This window comes from Christiangramia sediminicola (genome assembly GCF_031344135.1).
Classification (GTDB): Bacteria; Bacteroidota; Bacteroidia; order Flavobacteriales; family Flavobacteriaceae; genus Christiangramia; species Christiangramia sediminicola.
The window spans coordinates 374,200-394,129 of sequence record NZ_JAVJIU010000001.1; the positions used below are offsets into that span (position 1 = coordinate 374,200).

15 protein-coding genes are annotated in these 19,930 nt (G+C 38.0%); 10 read left to right on the plus strand and 5 right to left on the minus strand.

The window, feature by feature from the left end; genetic code table 11:
• The first annotated feature begins 2 nt into the window (after positions 1-2).
• From RE431_RS01775 to RE431_RS01785, 3 genes are all read left to right on the plus strand, one after another.
• Complete coding sequence (locus tag RE431_RS01775; protein ID WP_309560240.1) at positions 3-1,352, plus strand: capsule assembly Wzi family protein; 1,350 nt, start codon at positions 3-5, stop codon at positions 1,350-1,352.
• Positions 1,353-1,517: 165 nt separating this feature from the next.
• Positions 1,518-3,869 carry a PAS domain S-box protein gene (locus tag RE431_RS01780; RefSeq protein ID WP_309560241.1) on the plus strand — a complete coding sequence of 784 codons (2,352 nt, stop codon included), beginning with the start codon at positions 1,518-1,520 and terminating at the stop codon, positions 3,867-3,869.
• The gene (locus tag RE431_RS01785) at positions 3,866-4,252 is read left to right on the plus strand and encodes a response regulator (RefSeq protein WP_309560242.1); all 387 of its coding nucleotides are present in this window, start codon (positions 3,866-3,868) and stop codon (positions 4,250-4,252) included. The genes RE431_RS01780 and RE431_RS01785 overlap by 4 nt, the downstream gene beginning before the upstream one ends.
• 60 nt (positions 4,253-4,312) lie before the next feature.
• Here RE431_RS01785 and RE431_RS01790 read toward each other — a convergent pair whose 3' ends face one another.
• The 3 genes from RE431_RS01790 to RE431_RS01800 all read right to left on the minus strand — a co-directional run bounded on the left by RE431_RS01790 (position 4,313) and on the right by RE431_RS01800 (position 5,697).
• Positions 4,313-4,642: a hypothetical protein gene (locus RE431_RS01790; protein WP_309560243.1), complete on the minus strand. Its 330-nt coding sequence runs from the start codon at positions 4,640-4,642 to the stop codon at positions 4,313-4,315.
• A 137-nt stretch (positions 4,643-4,779) separates the two neighbouring features.
• On the minus strand, positions 4,780-5,397 hold the full coding sequence (locus RE431_RS01795; protein ID WP_309560244.1) for a metallophosphatase domain-containing protein: 618 nt from the start codon (positions 5,395-5,397) through the stop codon (positions 4,780-4,782).
• An 84-nt stretch (positions 5,398-5,481) separates the two neighbouring features.
• The gene (locus tag RE431_RS01800; RefSeq protein ID WP_309560245.1) at positions 5,482-5,697 is read right to left on the minus strand and encodes a hypothetical protein; all 216 of its coding nucleotides are present in this window, start codon (positions 5,695-5,697) and stop codon (positions 5,482-5,484) included.
• Positions 5,698-5,882: 185 nt separating this feature from the next.
• On the opposite strand from RE431_RS01800, the gene RE431_RS01805 reads away from it, so the two are divergent.
• A complete protein-coding gene (locus RE431_RS01805; RefSeq protein ID WP_309560246.1) occupies positions 5,883-7,409 on the plus strand; it encodes a hypothetical protein in 1,527 nt (508 codons plus the stop codon).
• Here the strand turns inward: RE431_RS01805 and RE431_RS01810 are convergent.
• A complete protein-coding gene (locus tag RE431_RS01810; RefSeq protein ID WP_309560247.1) occupies positions 7,406-8,233 on the minus strand; it encodes a universal stress protein in 828 nt (275 codons plus the stop codon). The genes RE431_RS01805 and RE431_RS01810 overlap by 4 nt on opposite strands.
• Before the next feature lie 157 nt (positions 8,234-8,390).
• Between RE431_RS01810 and rimP the strand changes: the two genes are divergently transcribed.
• From rimP to infB, 3 genes are read left to right on the plus strand one after another with little or no spacing between them, the layout of a single operon-like run.
• Positions 8,391-8,852, plus strand: coding sequence for a ribosome assembly cofactor RimP (gene rimP, locus RE431_RS01815; RefSeq protein ID WP_309560248.1), 462 nt, complete (start codon positions 8,391-8,393; stop codon positions 8,850-8,852).
• Between the two features lie 12 nt (positions 8,853-8,864).
• Positions 8,865-10,097 carry a transcription termination factor NusA gene (gene nusA, locus RE431_RS01820; protein WP_309560249.1) on the plus strand — a complete coding sequence of 411 codons (1,233 nt, stop codon included), beginning with the start codon at positions 8,865-8,867 and terminating at the stop codon, positions 10,095-10,097.
• 51 nt (positions 10,098-10,148) lie between these two features.
• Complete coding sequence (infB, locus tag RE431_RS01825) at positions 10,149-12,926, plus strand: translation initiation factor IF-2 (protein ID WP_309560250.1); 2,778 nt, start codon at positions 10,149-10,151, stop codon at positions 12,924-12,926.
• Positions 12,927-12,992: 66 nt separating this feature from the next.
• On the opposite strand, the gene RE431_RS01830 is transcribed toward infB, so the two are convergent.
• Complete coding sequence (locus tag RE431_RS01830) at positions 12,993-13,382, minus strand: SPOR domain-containing protein (RefSeq protein ID WP_309560251.1); 390 nt, start codon at positions 13,380-13,382, stop codon at positions 12,993-12,995.
• Between the two features lie 226 nt (positions 13,383-13,608).
• On the opposite strand from RE431_RS01830, the gene RE431_RS01835 reads away from it, so the two are divergent.
• Genes RE431_RS01835 through nrfD form a run of 3 tightly spaced genes read left to right on the plus strand, consistent with a single transcriptional unit; the run spans position 13,609 to position 19,928 of the window.
• Positions 13,609-14,967, plus strand: a complete 1,359-nt coding sequence (locus RE431_RS01835) for a c-type cytochrome (RefSeq protein WP_309560252.1) — start codon at positions 13,609-13,611, stop codon at positions 14,965-14,967.
• Between the two features lie 48 nt (positions 14,968-15,015).
• Positions 15,016-18,078: a TAT-variant-translocated molybdopterin oxidoreductase gene (locus RE431_RS01840; RefSeq protein ID WP_309560253.1), complete on the plus strand. Its 3,063-nt coding sequence runs from the start codon at positions 15,016-15,018 to the stop codon at positions 18,076-18,078.
• A 35-nt stretch (positions 18,079-18,113) separates the two neighbouring features.
• On the plus strand, positions 18,114-19,928 hold the full coding sequence (gene nrfD, locus RE431_RS01845; protein ID WP_309560254.1) for an NrfD/PsrC family molybdoenzyme membrane anchor subunit: 1,815 nt from the start codon (positions 18,114-18,116) through the stop codon (positions 19,926-19,928).
• The last annotated feature ends 2 nt before the right edge of the window (positions 19,929-19,930 follow it).

The following is a 19,930-nucleotide window of genomic DNA, read 5'->3' on the forward strand; positions in this document are numbered from 1 at the left end:
AAATGAAAATCAAGTTTTTAGTATTTGTCCTCATCATCTGGTCACAGCTCAGTTTTGGTCAGTTTGAATTCAGCGGAAGTGCAACTTTAGAAGGTTATTATACCGAAAATGAAGCTTTGCCATTCTGGTTTTATTCCAATCAACGTGGGAGAATTTCTGAAAATACAAATTTGGCTGCCTGGGTAAATGCTCGAACCAGCTATGAATCCTCTGAGAAATCCAGTTTTGAAATAGGTGCTGGATTTTTTTATAATGATAATAGTTCTAATAAAATTTATATAGATGAACTATATGCTCAATATAACTATAAGTTTCTTAGCCTTATAGCTGGGTCAAAACATGAGAAGGATTTATATAATGGTCTAAGCGCTTCAAATGAGAACATTTTATGGTCTTTAAATTCTCGTGCTATACCAGGTTTTAAGATCGAAACATCAAGACCGGTTTATTTCTCTTCACAGGAGCGATTAGGACTGGAGTTTTATTGGAGTGAATCTTATTTGGGAGACAATCCGGGTGCGGAAAATGTTAGATTACATCATAAGCAGGTTCAATTATTATATAATTTAAATGAAAACTGGCAATTCAAAGCAAGTTTAAGGCATTTTGTGCAATGGGGAGGGATTTCGGAAAGATTTGGAACTCAACCTTCGGGATTTACAGATTATTTAAAGGTAATAACCGGGCGCGGAGGTGGAGAAAATTCTATTGAATCTGATCAGGCAAATGCTTTAGGGAATCATTTGGGTTCCTGGATATTCAGTGTTAAGAGACAAGGGAAAAATTCATCTGTCAAATTTCTTTTTAATAATCTATTTGAAGATGGTTCAGGTAGTAGATTGGCTAATTTTCCAGACGGGAGATATACTTTTTTTTACGAATCATCGAATTCCGAAAAAGTAATAAATTCATTATTATATGAATTTTATTATACAAAAGACCAAAGTAAAACAGGGCCTCATCTTTACGACAACTATTTTAATAATGGAGTTTATCCCTTTGGCTGGACATATAAAGGCAGAGTAATCGGAAGCCCATTTTTTACTTACCATTCAGAATACAATTATATCATAAATAATAAATTTTTAGCGCATCATATAGGTTTAAGTGGCCAACTATCGATATTTGATAATTTGATACCTTATAAATTTATGGTAAGCTATTCTAACAATGAAGGATTATATAGCGTCCCCTCTGGAATTGATGAATTAAATGAAGATAGATTGAGCTATTATGCTGAAGTGAAAGTTTTAAGAATGCCAATTCAATTAAACTTTCTTTTTGGAGCCGATTTTAACTCTGATTCAAGTAACAATATCGGTGCCGGCATCAGCATTTCGAAACATTTTTAAAAATTCTAAATCAATTTAAAGAAGAACCCGGATTTCATAATCCGGGTTCTTTCGTTTTAGGCTTAAGAGTTTTTCTTTAAAAAACCTATTTTACAGTTATTTAGGTATATTTGGCCTGCTGAAATTCTAACTTCTCCTAAATACTAGCATTGTAATTCTAGTTTAATGGCAAAAAAAGTAGAAAACCCTACCAGATTAAAAGCAAAGAGGCGACCTATTCTCATAGGTTTTCTAACCTTCCTTATGCTATTGCTGGCAGGATTTTTTATGCTCTGGCAACGTTATCAGATCTTACTTGATGATCGGCAAAGTGAAATGGCAGCAATAATTGGTGTTGCCGAGCAAAACATAGATCAGTCTCTTAAATACAGTTACTCCGCAGCTCTTTCTCTGGCACTTCAGATAGATGAAGACGGGAAGATTGAAAACTTTGATGAAGTAGCTCCTCAACTGGTAGATAACAATCCAAACATTGATGCTATTGAGATTGTGCCTGATGGGATCATCACTAAGGTGTATCCTTATGAAAAAAATAAGGATGCTATTAACTACAATATTCTAAAAGATAGTACTCGTAACGGTGAAGCTTTTATCGCCATTGAAAGAAAACGAATGTTTTTCGCCGGACCTTTACAACTTCGTCAGGGCGGACTCGCGATCATTGGAAGACTTCCGGTTTTTAAGAAAAATGAATTCTGGGGTTTTGTGGCTGTTTTAATTCATTTTGAAAACCTCGTTGATCAGTCCGGATTGGAAGATCTTGCAGGAGATGAATTCAGATTTCAATTTTCTAAAATTAATCCGGTTACAAAAAAGGAAGAGTTTTTTCTGAATGATACATCCGAAATGGATAAATCTTATTCTGAAAAACTTGTATTGCCAGACGGTGACTGGAAAATTTATATTATTCCGGTAAATCCATATGAGCCTTTTTATACGATCATTCCTGTGGCCATTATGATCCTTATAATTTCAGGAGCACTTGGGTGGATCGTTTATAATAGCTTAAAGCAACCAGCTAAATTACAGGAACTGGTAAAGGAGCAGGCAGGTGAACTTGCCAAAAGCGAATTACATTTCAGAACAATATTTAATCAGGCTGCTATCGGTATGGCCCGAGTGAATTCCAGGAGCGGAATGATCCTCGAAGCAAATAAAAAGTTTCAGGACCTTTTAGGTTATTCAGAAGAGGAATTGAAATTAATGGATTATAAGGTGATTTCTCATCCCGATGATCTTACTGAAAATTCCGATCTAATGCGTCGGCTAAGTAAAGATGAAATAAGGCAATATAGCCTGGAGAAAAGATTGGAGCGTAAAGACGGAACGCTAATTTGGGTGCGTATCAATGTCTCTCCTTTGTGGGAGGTCGGCGAAGAAGTAACCAGTCACATCGCATTGGTTGAGGATATTTCGGCCAGGGTGAAGGCAAAACAAAGGCTGGTAGATAATGAGAATAGATTTCGATCTTTAGTTGAAAATTCAAACGAGATCATTCTAATAGTCGACGATCAGAATAGAGTGAAATATTATTCTCCATCCTTAGCGAAGATCTCCAAATACGAGAAAATAGATTTTGCGGCCAATGGCGTACTTTTCTATATTCATCCAGAGGATCATGATTTGTTGAGATCTAAAGTTGAAAATGCCTATACAAAGCCGGGAGTTCCAATTTCTGATATAGTTCTTAGAGTTAAGGATGCAGAAAATAACTGGTTCTGGGTAAATGCGACACTTACGAATATGCTTGCCGTAAATAACGTGAACGGATTTGTGATCAATCTAAGGGATATTACCGGTAAGAAAGAAGCTGAGGTAAACCTGGTAAAATCTTACGAGTTGGTAATGGAACAAAATAAAAGACTGCTCAATTTCGCATATATAGTATCTCACAATTTACGTTCTCATTCCAGCAATATGTCTTCCATTCTCGAGCTTTATGATACTGAGGAATCTCAGGAAGAAAAGGATACTTATGTTCATCTGTTACGCAAGGTTTCGAAAAATCTCGATCAGTCGCTGCATGATCTTAATGAAGTGGTATCTATTAATACGAATATGGATATAAAAGCTGAAACGGTAAATGTTTCAGAATTTATAGACCAGGCGCTCGATATTCTTAGTTTACAGATGCATTCCAAGAGAGCTCGAGTAATAAATGAAGTTCCTGAAGAGATGCAGGTTTCGTTTAATTCGGCATATATGGAAAGCGTACTTTTGAATTTCCTTACAAATGCATTGAGATATAGTGACCCGGAAAGATCACCTATTATTGAATTGATCGGTTATAAAGAAGGAAAAAACTGGGTTCTGGTAATTAAGGATAACGGGATTGGAATTGATCTGGACAAACATGGAGAAAAAGTTTTTGGTCTTTATAAGACTTTTTCTGATCGAAAAGACTCTAGGGGTGTTGGCTTATTTATTACCAAGAACCAGATCAACGCCATGGGCGGAACCGTAAAAGTGGAAAGCGAAACTGGAGTGGGAACTAGTTTTAAAGTGACTTTTAAATGATAAAGAGCATCTGTGTAATAGATGATGATGAGATTTATCAAATGATCATCAAAAGGCTGATAACAAAAGCTAAGGCTTTCGATGAGACTTCATATTTCATGAGTGCAACAGAAGCTCTGCAGAATTTTGATGAAAATATTTCAAATTTACCTTCAGCAATTTTACTAGATATCAATATGCCGATCATGGATGGCTGGCAATTCCTGAAAAAATTGGAAAATACTTTCCCGAGTCTTTATGATCATACTAAAGTTTATATAGTTACATCATCCATTGCTTATTCAGATAAAGATAAAATAGAAGAGTTCCCAAAGGTATCTGATTTCTTATCTAAACCTTTAAGTGTGGAGAAGCTTGAAGAGATTGGCAATTCTATGGCATAAAAAAAGCCTGGTGTAGGGACCAAGGCTTATACTGAAATAGTATTGGGGTAATATTTTTAACTACGCTGCAGTTGTAATATTATAGTGATTAAGGATATTCTGATAAAAGAATAGACTTTTTTCATCTTTCTTTAAACAAGATCTTAAAAATCTCTCAAGATCCTGGCATTCAAATGTCAGATTAGTGTATTTCCTTTGACCTACCGGTAATTGTAAATCGATAGTCTGCTCGTTATAATTAATATTGACATGCTTAGCTTCGAAATACTTCTTCACGATAGCGCGGTGCATTGTCTGGAAATTAGAATTTTCCTGAGTTCTGTTGATTATGCTGTAAGAAATAAGATTTTTGACTTCATCAAGAATCTCCGGGGTAGTAAATCTATTCATAAGTAATCCTTTATTCGACATTTTCTTCTGAGGCTAAATTACTACTAGACAGGGCAAAAGCTGTTAAAAAAAATGTAATACTTCCCTCGTTAATAAACTTTTAACTAGATGGGCTTCTTCTTAAGATTTAATTTAGACTACAAATCGAGAATAAGCGGGGAATGCATGATACGATGGCGTTCATCGAGGATAGATAAGTTAAAAAACTTAGTATTTAGCCTTTTCGTACTACCCGCTGCGTGGTGAATATGTCCAAAGAAATGGAGTTTTGGCTTAACAACTTTTAAAGTTTGCTCCAATTCCTCACATCCAAGTTTTAATCCGCTGCTTATTTCATCCAGAATACCTTGTGGTGGAGTATGTGTTATTAAAATATCGGTTTCTAACGGGATGAGGTCCCAAAACTGTTTAATCTGGCTACCTCTTTCTTTATTAAATGCCCAGTTTTCCATTCCAGGAGTTACTGGAGAACCCCAGAAATTAATTCCATCAATTACTAATCCTTCATTAATAAGAAGATTTATATTAGAAGGTACTTTTTCAAGAAGTTTGGGTTTTTCAAAATAGAAGTCGTGATTGCCTGGAACGAGAATCTTGAATTTATGAGGTTGAGAAGAGAACCATCTAAGGAAATTTTCAGTCTCATTTCTGGTTCCGCCGTCGGTACAATCTCCTGCATGAATTAAAATATCTCCTTCAGGAATTATTACATCGTGATGAAAATTGTGGGTATCTGAAAGGCAGACTAGCCTCATAAATTTGAATTATTATGTTGAGCAAATTAAATAAAAAAATCCGTTGATTTTGTCAACGGATTTTCACTGTATATTTTAAAAGATCTAGAGATCTCTTTCATCTGCTTGAATATCTATTAAAGCTCTGTCAGTTGGAAGAATTTTATTTATGGTTTTTAAAACAGCAAAAGCAATAATCGCGGCTGTAACGGCAAAGAATAAAAATTTGATCAATAGACTTTCTGTAATTACAAAACTGTAAAAACCTAGGAAGATCTCTATTAGAACAAACAATACTTTTATACCGACTTTTAAAAACATTTTCTTTTTTTGATTTGGTTCAAATATACCACTCAAATACAATACCGTGGAAACGAAAAATCAAGTTTGACGAAAATTTAACTTTGATAACATCTGTATTACAATCTTTTAAGTTAAAAAATCTTAAACTGCCTTATTTGAAGCCACTTGAATTGTAAATTGCTTTTGGAAAAGAAAAATATAATTTGAAAAAAACTACAAAATTTGCTGTCGGAATACTCATTGGGATAGGTGTTTTAGCTCTCGCATTATTGTTCGTAAATAATCTTCTGGAAAGTAAGATCAAAAAAAGTATTGAGGATAATCTCAAAAAGGCAAGCGCGACTTATGAGAACGTAGATGTGAAATTACTGAGTCGTCGTGCTGAAGTCACTAATCCTTCATTTGTAATTAAAGGTAAAACACTTCAGGTGGATAAAATTCTTTTGAATGACATTCAATTATGGGATTACATAACTAATAAAGAAATTATTATTGGTGAACTGGATATATCAGAACCAGTTATAAAGATCTATAACCTCAAGAATGAAAAAAAGGATTTAACTTCTACTAAAAAAAAGAATTCAAAGTTCAAAAATAAACTGCTGATCAAAAATGTGAGTATTCAGGGAGGTAGTTTTCAGATTTTCGAAAAAGATAGTTTAGAACATAGATTATATACGAAGATTAGAGATGTGAAAATGCAGCAGGTTAGGGTAAACTCCAAAACCCTTAAGGAAACTGTGCCATTTAACTATGATCTTATCCTTTTGAATGCAGATAGTATTTTCTATGATCTTGATCCAAGACACGAACTTTCAGCGGCAGATTTTGTTATTGACAATAATCAAGTACTGATCAAGAAATTCAGAATATCTCCAAAATATTCCAAGGCTGGACATCAAAAAACTACTTCCGTTGAAAAAGACAGGTATGAATTGAGTATCGATTCTATTTCATTAGATAGTTTCAACTGGTCTATGCAGGATGACTCCCTGAAAGTTCAGAATTCACTTACTAGAATCACCGGAGCCAATTTCGATATATACAGAGATAAACTTCAGCCCGATGATACCAGCATAAAACCTCTTTACAGTAAAATGATTAGAAAAATGCCCATTTTAATACAGCTGGATAGTGTGGTAGTTGAAAATTCATATATCAGGTATGAAGAACGCATACATGCAGACAGGAAAAGTGGAGTTGTAGATTTTTCAAATCTGAATGCACAAATCAGCAATATTACCAATGTTGGTCTGGATCGTAAAGAATTTCCGAAAACCGTACTTAAAGCAGATGCTAATTTTATGAAGAGAGCTCCGCTAAAGGTAACTATGGAATTTGATGTAAGTGACAAAAGCGATAGATTTCATATTACTGGAAACATGGGTAGGCTTGCTGCGGAACAAATGAATCGCTTTATGAAACCGGCAATGAATGTGGAAGCTAAAGGGGAAATATTAGATATGTATTTCAATTTTTATGGAAATAATACTCAGGGAAGTGGTGATATGAAGCTGGAGTATAAAGATTTTAAAGTTGAGGTGCTTAGAAAGGATGGAGAAAGAAAGAATAAGATCATTTCGGCCCTTGCTAATCTTATCGTTAAGAACAAGGCAGTTAATAAAAAAGCAAATTACAAGGAGATCAGTTTTACTCGAGATAAAACTAAATCATTCTGGAATTACCTATGGAATCTACTAAAGAATGGCGCCTTAAAATCATTTCTTTAGATCTTAAAGGTTACCACGGGTCTATTCGCATGATTAACCAGGTCTTCGCTAATGCTTCCATTAAAGAAGTGAGCAATACCCTTTCTTCCGTGGGTTCCAATGCCTAAAAGACCGGCATCCATTTTTTTGGCAAAATTGAGAATTCCCTTTTCTACGCTGATGTCATTATATATATGCACCTGGTAATTTCCTGAATTGGAATCTTTTGCAAAATCGTTAATTCTTTTAGTTGCCTCTTCACTAGTCATGAAATCGTTTGGCGTATTTACAAACAACAAATGCAGTTTAGCATCGATAGTTTTAGCGAATTTGATGGCTTTTTTTAAAACGTGCTTATGATCCTCATTAGCATCGGTGGCAAAAACAAAATTACTGACTTTGAAATCTGGTATTTCATTTTTAATAACCAGGACAGGGATTTCAGAATGTCTCACCACCTTTTCAGTATTAGAACCAATGAACATCTCCTGGAATCCGCTGGCGCCATGGGAGCCCATAACGATCAAGTCACATTTCTTTTCTTTTCCAATTTCCATGATCCCGTCAAAAGCTCTATGAAACTCTACAGTCTCATGAACTTTAATTCCATCCAGATAGGGTTCGCGCATGATCTTGGAAAAGCGTTGGTGTGCGAGTTTCATAAAAAATATAGCTTCTGGAATATTCTGACTTCCGCCACCTATAGGGTCTATGAGCTGAAGCGGTAGTTCAAGCATGTGTAGTAAAAAGATCTCGCCATCAAATTTTCTGGCTAATTGAGCGGCCACTTTGAGAGCGATCTCAGCCTGGTCACTAAAGTCTGTGGGAACTAGAATATTTTTCATGATTGAAGTTAAAGGCTTAATAATTAAAGCTCTATTAAATTTACAAAGAATATTTCATTTAATTCCACGTTTTTATACTTGGAAAATATTGCTATATTTGCAGCGTTGAAACTAAAAAAGTACAGCGAGGGGACAGAAGTCCCCTCTTTTTATAACCATGCTGAAGGAGAAGGTAGAAAAGTTAGCAGAGAAGGTATTTGAAGAAAATAATTCATTATTTTTAATCAGCCTTGAAGTGAACTCCGCCAATCATATCAAGATAGTATTGGACGGTGATGAAGGTGTTTCGGTAAACGACTGTATCACGGTGAGCCGGGGAATTGAGCATAACCTTGATAGGGAAGAGGAAGATTTTTCTCTTGAAGTTACTTCGGCAGGAGTCTCTGAGCCTCTAACAATGCCGAGACAATACAAAAAGAATATTGGACGTAGATTAAAAGTGAAGACTGAGAACGAAAAGTTCGAGGCCGATCTCGTATCTGCAGATGATAGTGAAATAAAGCTTTCATGGAAAGCAAGAGAGCCTAAGCCAGTTGGTAAAGGGAAAGTAACAGTACAGAAAGAGGTGGTTTTGCCTTATGCTGATATTGTGGAAGCGAAAGTTAAAATAACATTTTAATCACAAATTGATATGGAAAATATCGCGTTGATTGAGTCATTCTCAGAGTTTAAAGACGATAAACTTATAGATCGTGTAACGCTGATGGCGATCTTAGAGGATGTTTTTAGAAATGCTTTAAAGAAAAAGTATGGAGAAGACGATAATTTTGATATTATTGTAAACCCTGACAAAGGGGATCTTGAGATTTGGAGAAACCGAATCGTGGTAGCAGATGGTGAAGTAGAAGATTCTAACAGGGAAATTTCTCTTACTCAGGCAAGAAAGATTGAGCCAGACTTTGAAGTTGGTGAAGATGTTTCTGAAGAAGTGAAGCTTGCAGATCTTGGTAGAAGAGCGATTCTGGCATTGCGTCAGAATTTGATCTCTAAGATCCATGAGCATGACAACACGAATATTTACAAGCAGTTCAAAGATCTTGAAGGAGAGATTTATACTGCAGAAGTTCATCATATTAGGCACAGAGCTATCATTCTTCTTGATGATGAGGGGAATGAAATTGTGCTTCCAAAAGACCGCCAGATTCCTTCAGATTTCTTCCGTAAAGGAGAAAATGTAAGAGGAATTATAGAGAGCGTCGAATTAAAAGGTAACAAGCCTACAATCATTATGTCCAGAACCGCTCCCGGTTTCCTTGAGAAATTATTCGAACAGGAAATCCCGGAAGTGTTTGATGGTTTAATTACTATAAAGAAAGTAGTTCGAGTTCCTGGAGAAAAAGCGAAAGTAGCAGTAGATTCTTATGATGATCGAATCGACCCTGTTGGAGCTTGTGTAGGTATGAAAGGTTCTAGAATTCACAGTATCGTACGTGAATTGGGGAATGAGAATATTGATGTGATCAATTTCACCAATAATGAGCAGTTATTTATCACCCGTGCATTGAGTCCGGCGAAAATAACTTCCATTAAAATGGATGAAGAAGCGAAGACTGCTGAGGTTATGCTGAAGCCGGAAGAAGTTTCTAAAGCTATTGGTAGAGGTGGGCACAATATTAGATTAGCTGGTCAACTGACGGGTTATGAAATTGATGTTTATCGTGAAGGTGTTGAGGAAGATGTGGAATTAAAAGAGTTTACAGACGAAATTGAAGATTGGGTAATTGCTGAATTTTCAAAAATTGGTCTGGATACTGCAAAGGCTGTATTAGAGCAGGATGTTAATGACCTTGTTCGTCGTACAGATCTTGAAGAAGAAACCATTAAAGATGTAATGGCAGTTCTTCGTTCAGAATTTGAAGAATAATATTTTTTTAATACAGAATACATTAAAAGAGGTTAATTTAGAGGGCAATTTATGGCAGAAGCGAAAACAACGCGATTAAATAAAGTTCTACGTGAGTTCAATATCTCGTTAGACAGGGCTGTGGAATATCTTAATTCCAAAGGCTACGAGATAGATGCACGTCCAACTACCAAGATCTCGGGAGAAATCTACGAGGTGCTTTCTGATGAATTCCAAACCGACAAGAGTAAAAAAGTTGCTTCTAAAGAAGTTGGAGAGGAGAGAAAGAAGGAAAAGGAAGAGCTGCGTAAGGAGATCGAAGACAAGCGTAAGGCAGACGAGTTGAAGAAGGAGAAGGAAGAAGAAGCTGTTTCGTCTAGAGCTAAGCTTGAAGGTCCTAAAACTGTCGGTAAGATAGATCTGGATAAAAAACCAGGCGATAAGTCTAAAGAGAAAGAAGCCGAAGCCTCTAAAGAAGAAGCAAAGGAAACTCCAGCTGAAGAACCTGTCAAAGAAGCTGAAGAGACCAAGCAAGCAGAAAAGCCTGCTGCGAAAGCTGAAGAAAAAGAAGAGAAGCCAAAAGAGGAGAAAAAAGCCGAGCCTAAGAAGGAAGAAGCTAAACCTCAGGAGGCAAAAACTGAAGAGTCTAAATCAGATGAAAAATCTGAAGTCTCTGAAGAGAAAACTTCCGATAGGATCGAAACCAAGTATACTAAACTTGATGGTCCTAATTTCACCGGTAAAAAGATCGACCTGTCTCAATTCAAAAAGCCTGTTAAGAAAAAGGATGAGAAGAAAGATGATAAGAAGGACGATAAGGACAAGCGTAAGAAACGTCGCCGCCGCATTAGTAAAGATGTAAAAGGTGGAGGTGGAAACCAGCGTGGTGGAAACAAAGGAGGTAAAAGAAGAAGTAAACCAATTACTAAGGAAGAGCCTACTGAAGAAGAAGTGCAAAAACAAGTGCGTGAAACACTTGAAAAACTTCAGGGAAAATCTTCTAAGGGTAAAGGTGCAAAATATAGAAGACAGAAACGTGACGAGCACAGACAGCGTTCTGAGCAGGATCTTGCTCAACAGGAGTCTGACGAGAAGATCTTAAAAGTAACAGAATTTGTTACGGTGAGTGAAGTTGCAACCATGATGGATGTTTCAGTAACTCAGGTAATCTCTGCTTGTATGTCTCTTGGAATGATGGTAACAATGAATCAGCGTCTTGATGCTGAAACTTTAAGTATCGTTGCTGAAGAATTTGGTTACGAGGTTGAATTTACAACGGCTGATGTTGAAGAAACTGTTGAAGAAGTAGAGGAGAACCCGGAGGATCTTGAAACAAGAGCTCCAATCGTAACGGTAATGGGTCACGTAGACCACGGTAAAACTTCCCTTCTGGATTATATTCGTAAAGAGAATGTAATTGCAGGTGAAAGTGGAGGAATTACTCAGCATATCGGGGCTTACGGAGTGAAGCTGGAAGGCGGACAAAAAATCGCTTTCCTTGATACACCGGGTCACGAAGCCTTTACGGCGATGCGTGCTCGTGGTGCGCAAGTGACAGATATCGCGATTATTGTAATTGCAGCAGATGATGATGTGATGCCTCAAACAAAAGAGGCTATTTCTCATGCTCAGGCTGCAGGAGTTCCAATTATCTTCGCGATCAACAAATCTGATCTTCCAACTGCGAACCCAGAAAAGATTAAAGAAAAACTTGCTGCAATGGATCTTCTGGTAGAAGATTGGGGTGGTAAGATTCAATCACATGATATTTCTGCAAAAACAGGTACAGGTGTGAAGGAATTACTTGAAAAAGTACTTCTTGAAGCTGAAATTCTTGAATTGCAGGCAAATCCTAAGAAATTAGCTAAAGGTACTGTAGTTGAAGCCTTCCTTGATAAAGGTAGAGGTTATGTAGCTACTATCCTTGTTCAGGCTGGTACGCTTAAGGTTGGAGATTATGTGCTTGCCGGTAGAAATAGTGGTAAGGTTAAAGCGATGCACGATGAGCGTGGAAATGAGGTGAAAGAGGCAGGTCCTTCTACACCGGTTTCTATCCTTGGTCTTGATGGTGCGCCTCAGGCAGGTGATACCTTTAAAGTGATGGAAGATGAGCGAGAAGCTAAAGATATCGCTGCAAGACGTACACAATTACAACGTGAGCAGAATGTTAGAACTCAGCGTCACATTACGCTTGATGAAATTGGACGTCGTATTGCGCTTGGTGACTTTAAAGAGCTTAATATTATCCTTAAAGGTGATGTGGATGGTTCTGTTGAAGCACTTACAGATTCATTCCAGAAACTATCTACTGAAGAGATCCAGGTGAATATTATCCATAAAGGGGTAGGAGCAATTACAGAAAGTGATGTTCTGTTGGCTTCTGCTTCAGATGCGGTAATTATTGGATTTAACGTAAGACCAGCAGGAAATGCGAGAATGGTTGCTGATAAAGAAGAAATCGATATCAGAACTTATTCGATCATCTACGATGCGATCAACGATCTTAAAGATGCGATGGAAGGTATGCTTTCTCCAGAACTGAAGGAAGAGATTACTGGTACTGCTGAAATTAGAGAAACATTCAAGATCTCTAAGATTGGTACCATTGCGGGTTGTATGGTTACTTCAGGAACTATTTACAGAAGTGCCGGAGTTAGATTGATTCGTGACGGTGTGGTTGTTTACACAGGAGAGCTGGCTTCGCTGAAACGTTTCAAAGATGACGTTAAAGAAGTGAAGAAAGGTTACGACTGTGGTATGCAGGTTAAGAACTACAATGATATTAGAGAGGGAGATGTTATCGAAGCCTTTAGAGAAGTAGAGGTTAAGAAAACACTGAAATCTAAATAATATTAGATAAATAAATAAAAAGCGACTTAGAAATAAGTCGCTTTTTTTATGCATTAAAACTAAATTTTACTTTCTCTGTGGCTTCGGAATAAAAGCCGACGGGAAGTTTTCTTTCACTTTTAGAAGAGCTCTGTCTGCTTCCAGGCGACTTCTGAAGTTTCCTACCCAAACCTTATAGTTTGGAGCTTCATAGGTGATCTGAGAAGGATAAGGGTATAAAGTTTTATATTTCTGAATTACTTCACTTGCCTCTCCATTATCTCCGTAAAAAAGCTGGATAACAAAACGGTCACCTATCTTGTTGTTTTTATTCAGCTCAGACTTCACTTCCATTAATTTTTCTATCTTTTTGTTTTGTTGAATCTGAACATTACCTTGTTGCGCATTCATTTCTGTATTGGAAAAGAATAGAAAAACAGCGATAATAAGTAGGAAAGCAGAATTTGTTTTTCTCATAATATTTTGGCTTTTTGACAAATGTAAAATTAAATAACTTAAACAGGTTGTAATTTATTATTTAGAACTAATATAAATTACCTATTAACACTTATGTAACATTCCTAAAATCGTCTATAAGTATTACTTTTGTGCCTGAATTTAAAGGTACCTTTTTAGGTTTTTAGCCCTAAAATACTGAGTGTAAAAACCGTACCAAAGTTTAGACGTTAATCGAACTTATAATATGAAAAAGGTGATTTTCCGCCATTCAACTTCGCGACAACTACTATTAAGCGTAGCATTTTTATTTACATTCACCGTATCCGGGTTTTCGCAAGATCAGGCGGCACAAGATACGACCGCTCAGGCGCAAGCTGGTCAGGAGGCTGCTGCTACAGATGCTGCGGCTTCAAGTTTAGGTGATCCAGCTGCAGGTAAAGAGTTATTTAATTCTTTGTGTGCTGCATGTCATAAACCATATTCTAATTCTATTGGTCCTGCCTTAAATGGTGTGACAGATAGACACGATATGTCCTGGATCCATGAGTGGGTGAAAAACTCAGCTGCTTTGATCGCAAGTGGAGATTCTGAAGCGAATGCTATTTATGAAGAATGGGGTCAAACGGCAATGCCTGCTTTTCCTCAATTGTCAGATGGAGATATTGATAATATCCTTGCTTATGTTGAGCAGCCAAAACCTGAGCCTCAAGCGGCTGCTGGTGGTACTGCCGGAGAAGCTGGTACATCTGGTGGTTCTGGTGGAGTTTCTACAGATGTGATCCTGGGGATACTTGTTTTTGTACTTGCTATTTTACTTCTTGTTTTATTTCTAGTTAATAAAACGCTTAGAAATTTCGCAGATGCTTCCGGAATTGTAATTCCTGAAAAGCCGAAAAGAAAACCAATTCATAAAGCATTTGTTGAAAATCAGTTCCTGGTACTTGTAAGTGCAATAATGGTTCTTTTAGCTGTTGGTTACTTTGCCTACGGATTTTTAATGCAGGTTGGAGTTGATAAAGGGTATCAACCAATTCAGCCAATCCATTATTCTCACAGAATTCACGCAGGTGATAATGAGATCGAGTGTAAGTACTGTCACTCTTCAGCAAGGACATCTAAGCATTCAGGGATTCCTTCTCTTAATGTATGTATGAACTGTCACAAAGCAATTGGAGAAGTTGCTCCTGAAACTGCTACAGAAGAATATTCAAAAGAATTTTACGATAAAGAAATCCAGAAGTTATACGCTGCTGCCGGATGGGATCCAGCTTCCAGAACTTATTCTGGAGAAGAGAAACCAGTTAAGTGGGTTCGTATTCATAACCTTCCAGATTTCGCATACTTTAACCACTCTCAGCACGTAAGTGTAGCGGGTATCGAGTGTCAGAAATGTCACGGGCCTATTGAAGAGATGGAAATTGTATATCAAAACGCTCCTTTAACTATGGGATGGTGTATTAACTGTCACCGTGAAACCAATATCAGGGTCGAGGGTAATGAGTATTACGAAAAGATCCACGAGGAGTTGTCTAAAAAATATGGTGTAGAAGAACTTACTGCTGCTCAGATGGGCGGATTGGAATGTGGTAAGTGTCACTATTAAAATCCTGAAGTTCAGGTATAATATAAGAAGCTAATATCTAGATATAATATGTCATCAAACAAGAAATACTGGAAAAGTGTTGAAGAGCTAAATGAAAACAGCTCTGTTGTTGAGACGCTCCAACAAAAGGAATTTGCTGAGGAGATCCCGGTAGAGGACTTCCTTGGGGATAAAGAGAATCTTGGAGATTCAAAAACTTCAAGAAGAGACTTCCTTAAGTATGTTGGATTCAGTACAGCAGCGGCATCACTGGCTGCCTGCGAAGGCCCTGTGACCAAGTCTATTCCTTACGTTGTGCAACCTGAAAGGATTGTACCGGGAATCGCGAATTTTTATGCATCTACGATTGCTGATGGTTTCGACTTCGCAAGCGTTTTGGTGAAAACTCGTGAGGGTCGTCCAATAAAAATTGAGAATAATGATCTATCGAAGTTCAAAGGCGGTGTTAACGCACGTGTTCATGCTTCGGTACTTTCTTTATACGATACAAAAAGGGTGAAACGCCCAATGATCGAGGGAAGAAATGTTTCCTGGGAAGAATTTGACCGTGAGGTTGGTTCTGCGCTGGATAATGCAAGTGGAGATATTGTTCTTCTTACGCAGACATTTGCAAGTCCTTCGACTTCAAAATTAATTCAGGAGTTTTCTTCAAAATATAGAAACGTACGTCACGTAGTGTATGATACGGTTTCAGAAGATGCTGCTCTGAATGCTTTTCAGTCTAAGTACGGAAGACGTGCTTTGCCAAACTATGATTTCTCGAAAGTGAAAACGGTAGTTGGTGTAGGTGCAGATTTTCTTGCTGACTGGCAAGGTGGAGGATTTGACTCTGCTTTCGCAAAAACAAGAATTCCTGAAAATGGCGAAATGTCTCGTCATATTCAGTTTGAGTCTAATATGTCTCTAACCGGTGCAAACGCAGATAAGCGTGTGCCATTAAAGCCATCTCAGCAAAAAGCAGTTCTTTCAGCATTGAGAGGATATGTAGCTGGAGGATCTTCTACAAGTGAACTTCCTGCAAATATAGATGACGCTGTAGTGAAGGCTGCAAGACAACTAAGACAGGCTGGAAGCGGTGCTGTTGTAGTTTGTGGAATTCCAGATGAGGAAGCTCAATCATGGGCATTAGAAATTAACGAAGCTCTTGGTAGCCAGGTGATGGATACTTCAAATGCAAGAGTTATCCGTCAGGGTAACGCTGCTGAAGTTGCTCAGTTGGTTGAAGATATGAATAACGGTAGTGTTGGTGCTTTATTGATCGCTGGACTTAACCCTGTGCATACTCTGCCAAACGGAAAGGAATTCGCTGAAGGTCTTAAGAAGGTTGAAACTGTAGTTGATTTTGCTACCAGAACCGATGAGACTTCAAAATTAAGTAAATACGTTGCTGCTACTCCTCATTACCTGGAGAGCTGGGGTGATATTCAGTTTTCTGAAAAATCATTCAGCTTGATGCAGCCAACTATAAGACCATTATTTGATACCAGACAATTCCAGGAGATACTTCTGAGATGGACAGATAATAATATGTCTTATAACGAATATATTAAAGAGACCTGGTCTGGTGGACTGGGAGATAGAAGCTGGAATGAAGTACTTCATGATGGAGTTTTCGAAGCATCGTCTCCGGTTACTGTAACTAACCCTGGAAATTCAACTTCTTCTGCTGTTTCATTCAATATGGATGAAATGGAAGGTGATGGTTATGAGTTGACCCTTTATACCAATACGGCTATTGGTGATGGTCAGCAGGCTAACAACCCATGGTTACAGGAATTACCAGATCCGCTAACAAGAGCGAGCTGGGATAACTACGTAACTGTTTCTAAAGCTGATGCTGAAGAATTAGGTCTTGAGAATGAAAATGTTGCCAACGGTGGGCTTAACGGAAGTTATGTGAACCTAAGCGTAGGTGATACTGTAGTTCAGAATGTGCCTGTTTACATTATGCCTGGTCAGGCGAAAGGATCTGTAGGTCTTGCGCTTGGATATGGTAGAAAAGCTGGTATTCAGTCTGAAATGCAAACAGGGGTGAATGCTTATCCTTTGTATAAGAACTTCAGTTCAGTTCAAAAAGTTAAGATTGAAAAAGCTGCAGGTGTGCATGAATTTGCATGTGTGCAGTTGCATAATACCTTAATGGGTAGAGGTGATATTATCAAGGAAACTACCCTTGAGATCTTCAATACTAAAGATGCTCACGTTTGGAACCACGTTCCTGAAGTTTCTTTAGATCACCAGGAAACTCCGGTGACTTCTCCAGATGTTGATATCTGGGAAAGTTTTGACAGATCAACTGGTCCTCACTTCAACTTAAGTATAGACCTTAACGCCTGTACAGGTTGTGGTGCTTGTGTGATCGCTTGTCATTCTGAAAACAACGTTCCTGTTGTTGGTAGAGAAGAAGTGAGAAAATCTAGAGATATGCACTGGTTGCGTATTGACCGTTATTTCTCTTCTGAAGATTCTTTCACTAGCGACCTTGAGAAAAAAGAAAATATTGGTGGGCTTGGAAGTTCACTTTCAGAATTTGGTGAATTAGAGCAGCCAGCTGATAATCCTCAGGTTGTATTCCAGCCTGTAATGTGTCAGCACTGTAACCATGCTCCTTGTGAAACTGTATGTCCTGTAGCGGCTACTTCACATGGTAGGCAGGGTCAGAACCAAATGATCTATAACAGATGTGTTGGTACAAGATATTGTGCAAACAACTGTCCTTATAAAGTTCGTCGTTTCAACTGGTTCAACTATGCGCAGAACGATGAATTTGATTACCACATGAACAATGACCTTGGAAGAATGGTGCTTAACCCAGATGTTACTGTACGTTCTAGAGGGGTAATGGAGAAATGTTCTATGTGTATTCAGAAAACTCAGAAAACTATTCTTGACGCTAAGCGTGATGGTAGAACAATTAAAGATGGTGAATTCCAGACTGCTTGTTCAGCTGCATGTGATAAAGGTGCGATGGTATTTGGAGATGTGAATAACGAGGACTCGAAAGTTCTAGAAAAGAAAAATGATGACAGGATGTATCATCTGCTTGAGTATGTAGGTACAAAACCAAACGTGATGTACCAGACAAAAGTTAGAAATACAACCGAAGCTTAAATTAACGAATAACTAAGAATCAATCAGATAAGGATATGTCTCATTACGAAGCACCTATACGAAAGCCTCTAGTTACCGGGAACAAAAGCTATCACGATGTGACTGTGGATGTTGCTGCTCCGGTTGAAGGAAGGGCTAATAAAACCTGGTGGATAGTTTTTGCTATCTCACTTGTTGCCTTTCTTTGGGGTGTTGGATGTATAGTTTACACTATTTCTACAGGTATTGGTACCTGGGGATTAAACAAAACAGTAGGTTGGGCCTGGGATATTACCAACTTTGTATGGTGGGTAGGTATTGGTCACGCCGGTACACTTATTTCCGCGGTACTTTTACTGTTCCGTCAAAAATGGAGAATGGCGATTAACAGGTCTGCAGAGGCTATGACCATTTTCTCTGTAATGCAGGCGGGTCTTTTCCCATTAATTCACATGGGGCGTCCATGGCTGGCATATTGGGTACTTCCAATTCCTAACCAGTTTGGGTCTCTTTGGGTGAACTTTAACTCACCGCTTCTTTGGGATGTATTTGCGATCTCTACGTATCTTTCTGTATCACTTGTTTTCTGGTGGACAGGATTACTTCCAGATTTCGCGATGATCCGTGATAGAGCAATAACGCCTTTCACTAGAAGAGTTTACGGAATATTATCTTTTGGATGGAGTGGACGTGCTAAAGACTGGCAACGTTTTGAAGAAGTATCTCTGGTACTTGCAGGTCTTGCAACTCCACTGGTACTTTCTGTACACACCATTGTATCCTTTGACTTCGCAACTTCGGTAATACCGGGATGGCATACCACCATTTTCCCTCCTTACTTCGTTGCGGGTGCGATCTTCTCTGGATTTGCGATGGTAAACACCTTGCTTATAATCATGAGAAAGGTTTCTAATCTTGAAGACTATATTACTATTCAGCATATCGAATTGATGAACATTGTAATCATGATTACGGGTTCTATCGTTGGTACTGCTTACATTACCGAATTGGTTATTGCATGGTATTCTGGTGTTGAATACGAACAGTATGCATTCCTTAACAGGGCTACCGGACCTTACTGGTGGGCATATTGGAGTATGATGACCTGTAACGTGTTCTCTCCACAGTTCATGTGGTTCAAGAAGCTACGTACTAGTATCATGTTCTCTTTCTTTATCTCGATCGTTGTGAACATCGGTATGTGGTTTGAACGTTTCGTAATTATCGTGACTTCGCTTCACCGTGATTACCTTCCATCTTCCTGGACTATGTTCTCTCCGACTTTTGTAGATATTGGAATTTTCATCGGAACTATTGGATTCTTCTTTGTATTGTTCCTTCTTTATGCACGTTCGTTCCCGGTGATCGCACAGGCAGAGGTGAAGACTATCTTGAAGGCTTCAGGAGAAAAGTATAAGAAACTTAGAGCTGAACATGGAGATGATGTTCTGCATTATGATCCGCAAGCTGTAGGTCGTGATCCAAAAATGAATGAGGAGACCGGAATTCATAATAAGATAGAAGATACGGAGCATACTAAAAGAACTGAAGCAGATCACGTTCACGAAGAGACTGTGAATGCAGATGGTATGGTTGTATCTGAAGTGATGAAAGACCGTATTGACGAAATGCTTTCCAGAATTGGAACTTATGATCCGAAAACTCAGGATGCTAATGATCTAACAAAACTGAAAAATGTTGGACCGCTACTTCAGCAGCACTTACATCAGGTTGGTATCTATCTGTTTGATCAGGTAAGCAAATTAACAGAACAGGATTTTGAATTGCTTGATGAAGTGATCGAAAACTTCCCTATCGAAGAGAATAGAGAAGGATGGGTTGCTCAGGCAAACAAACTAAAAAATAAATAATC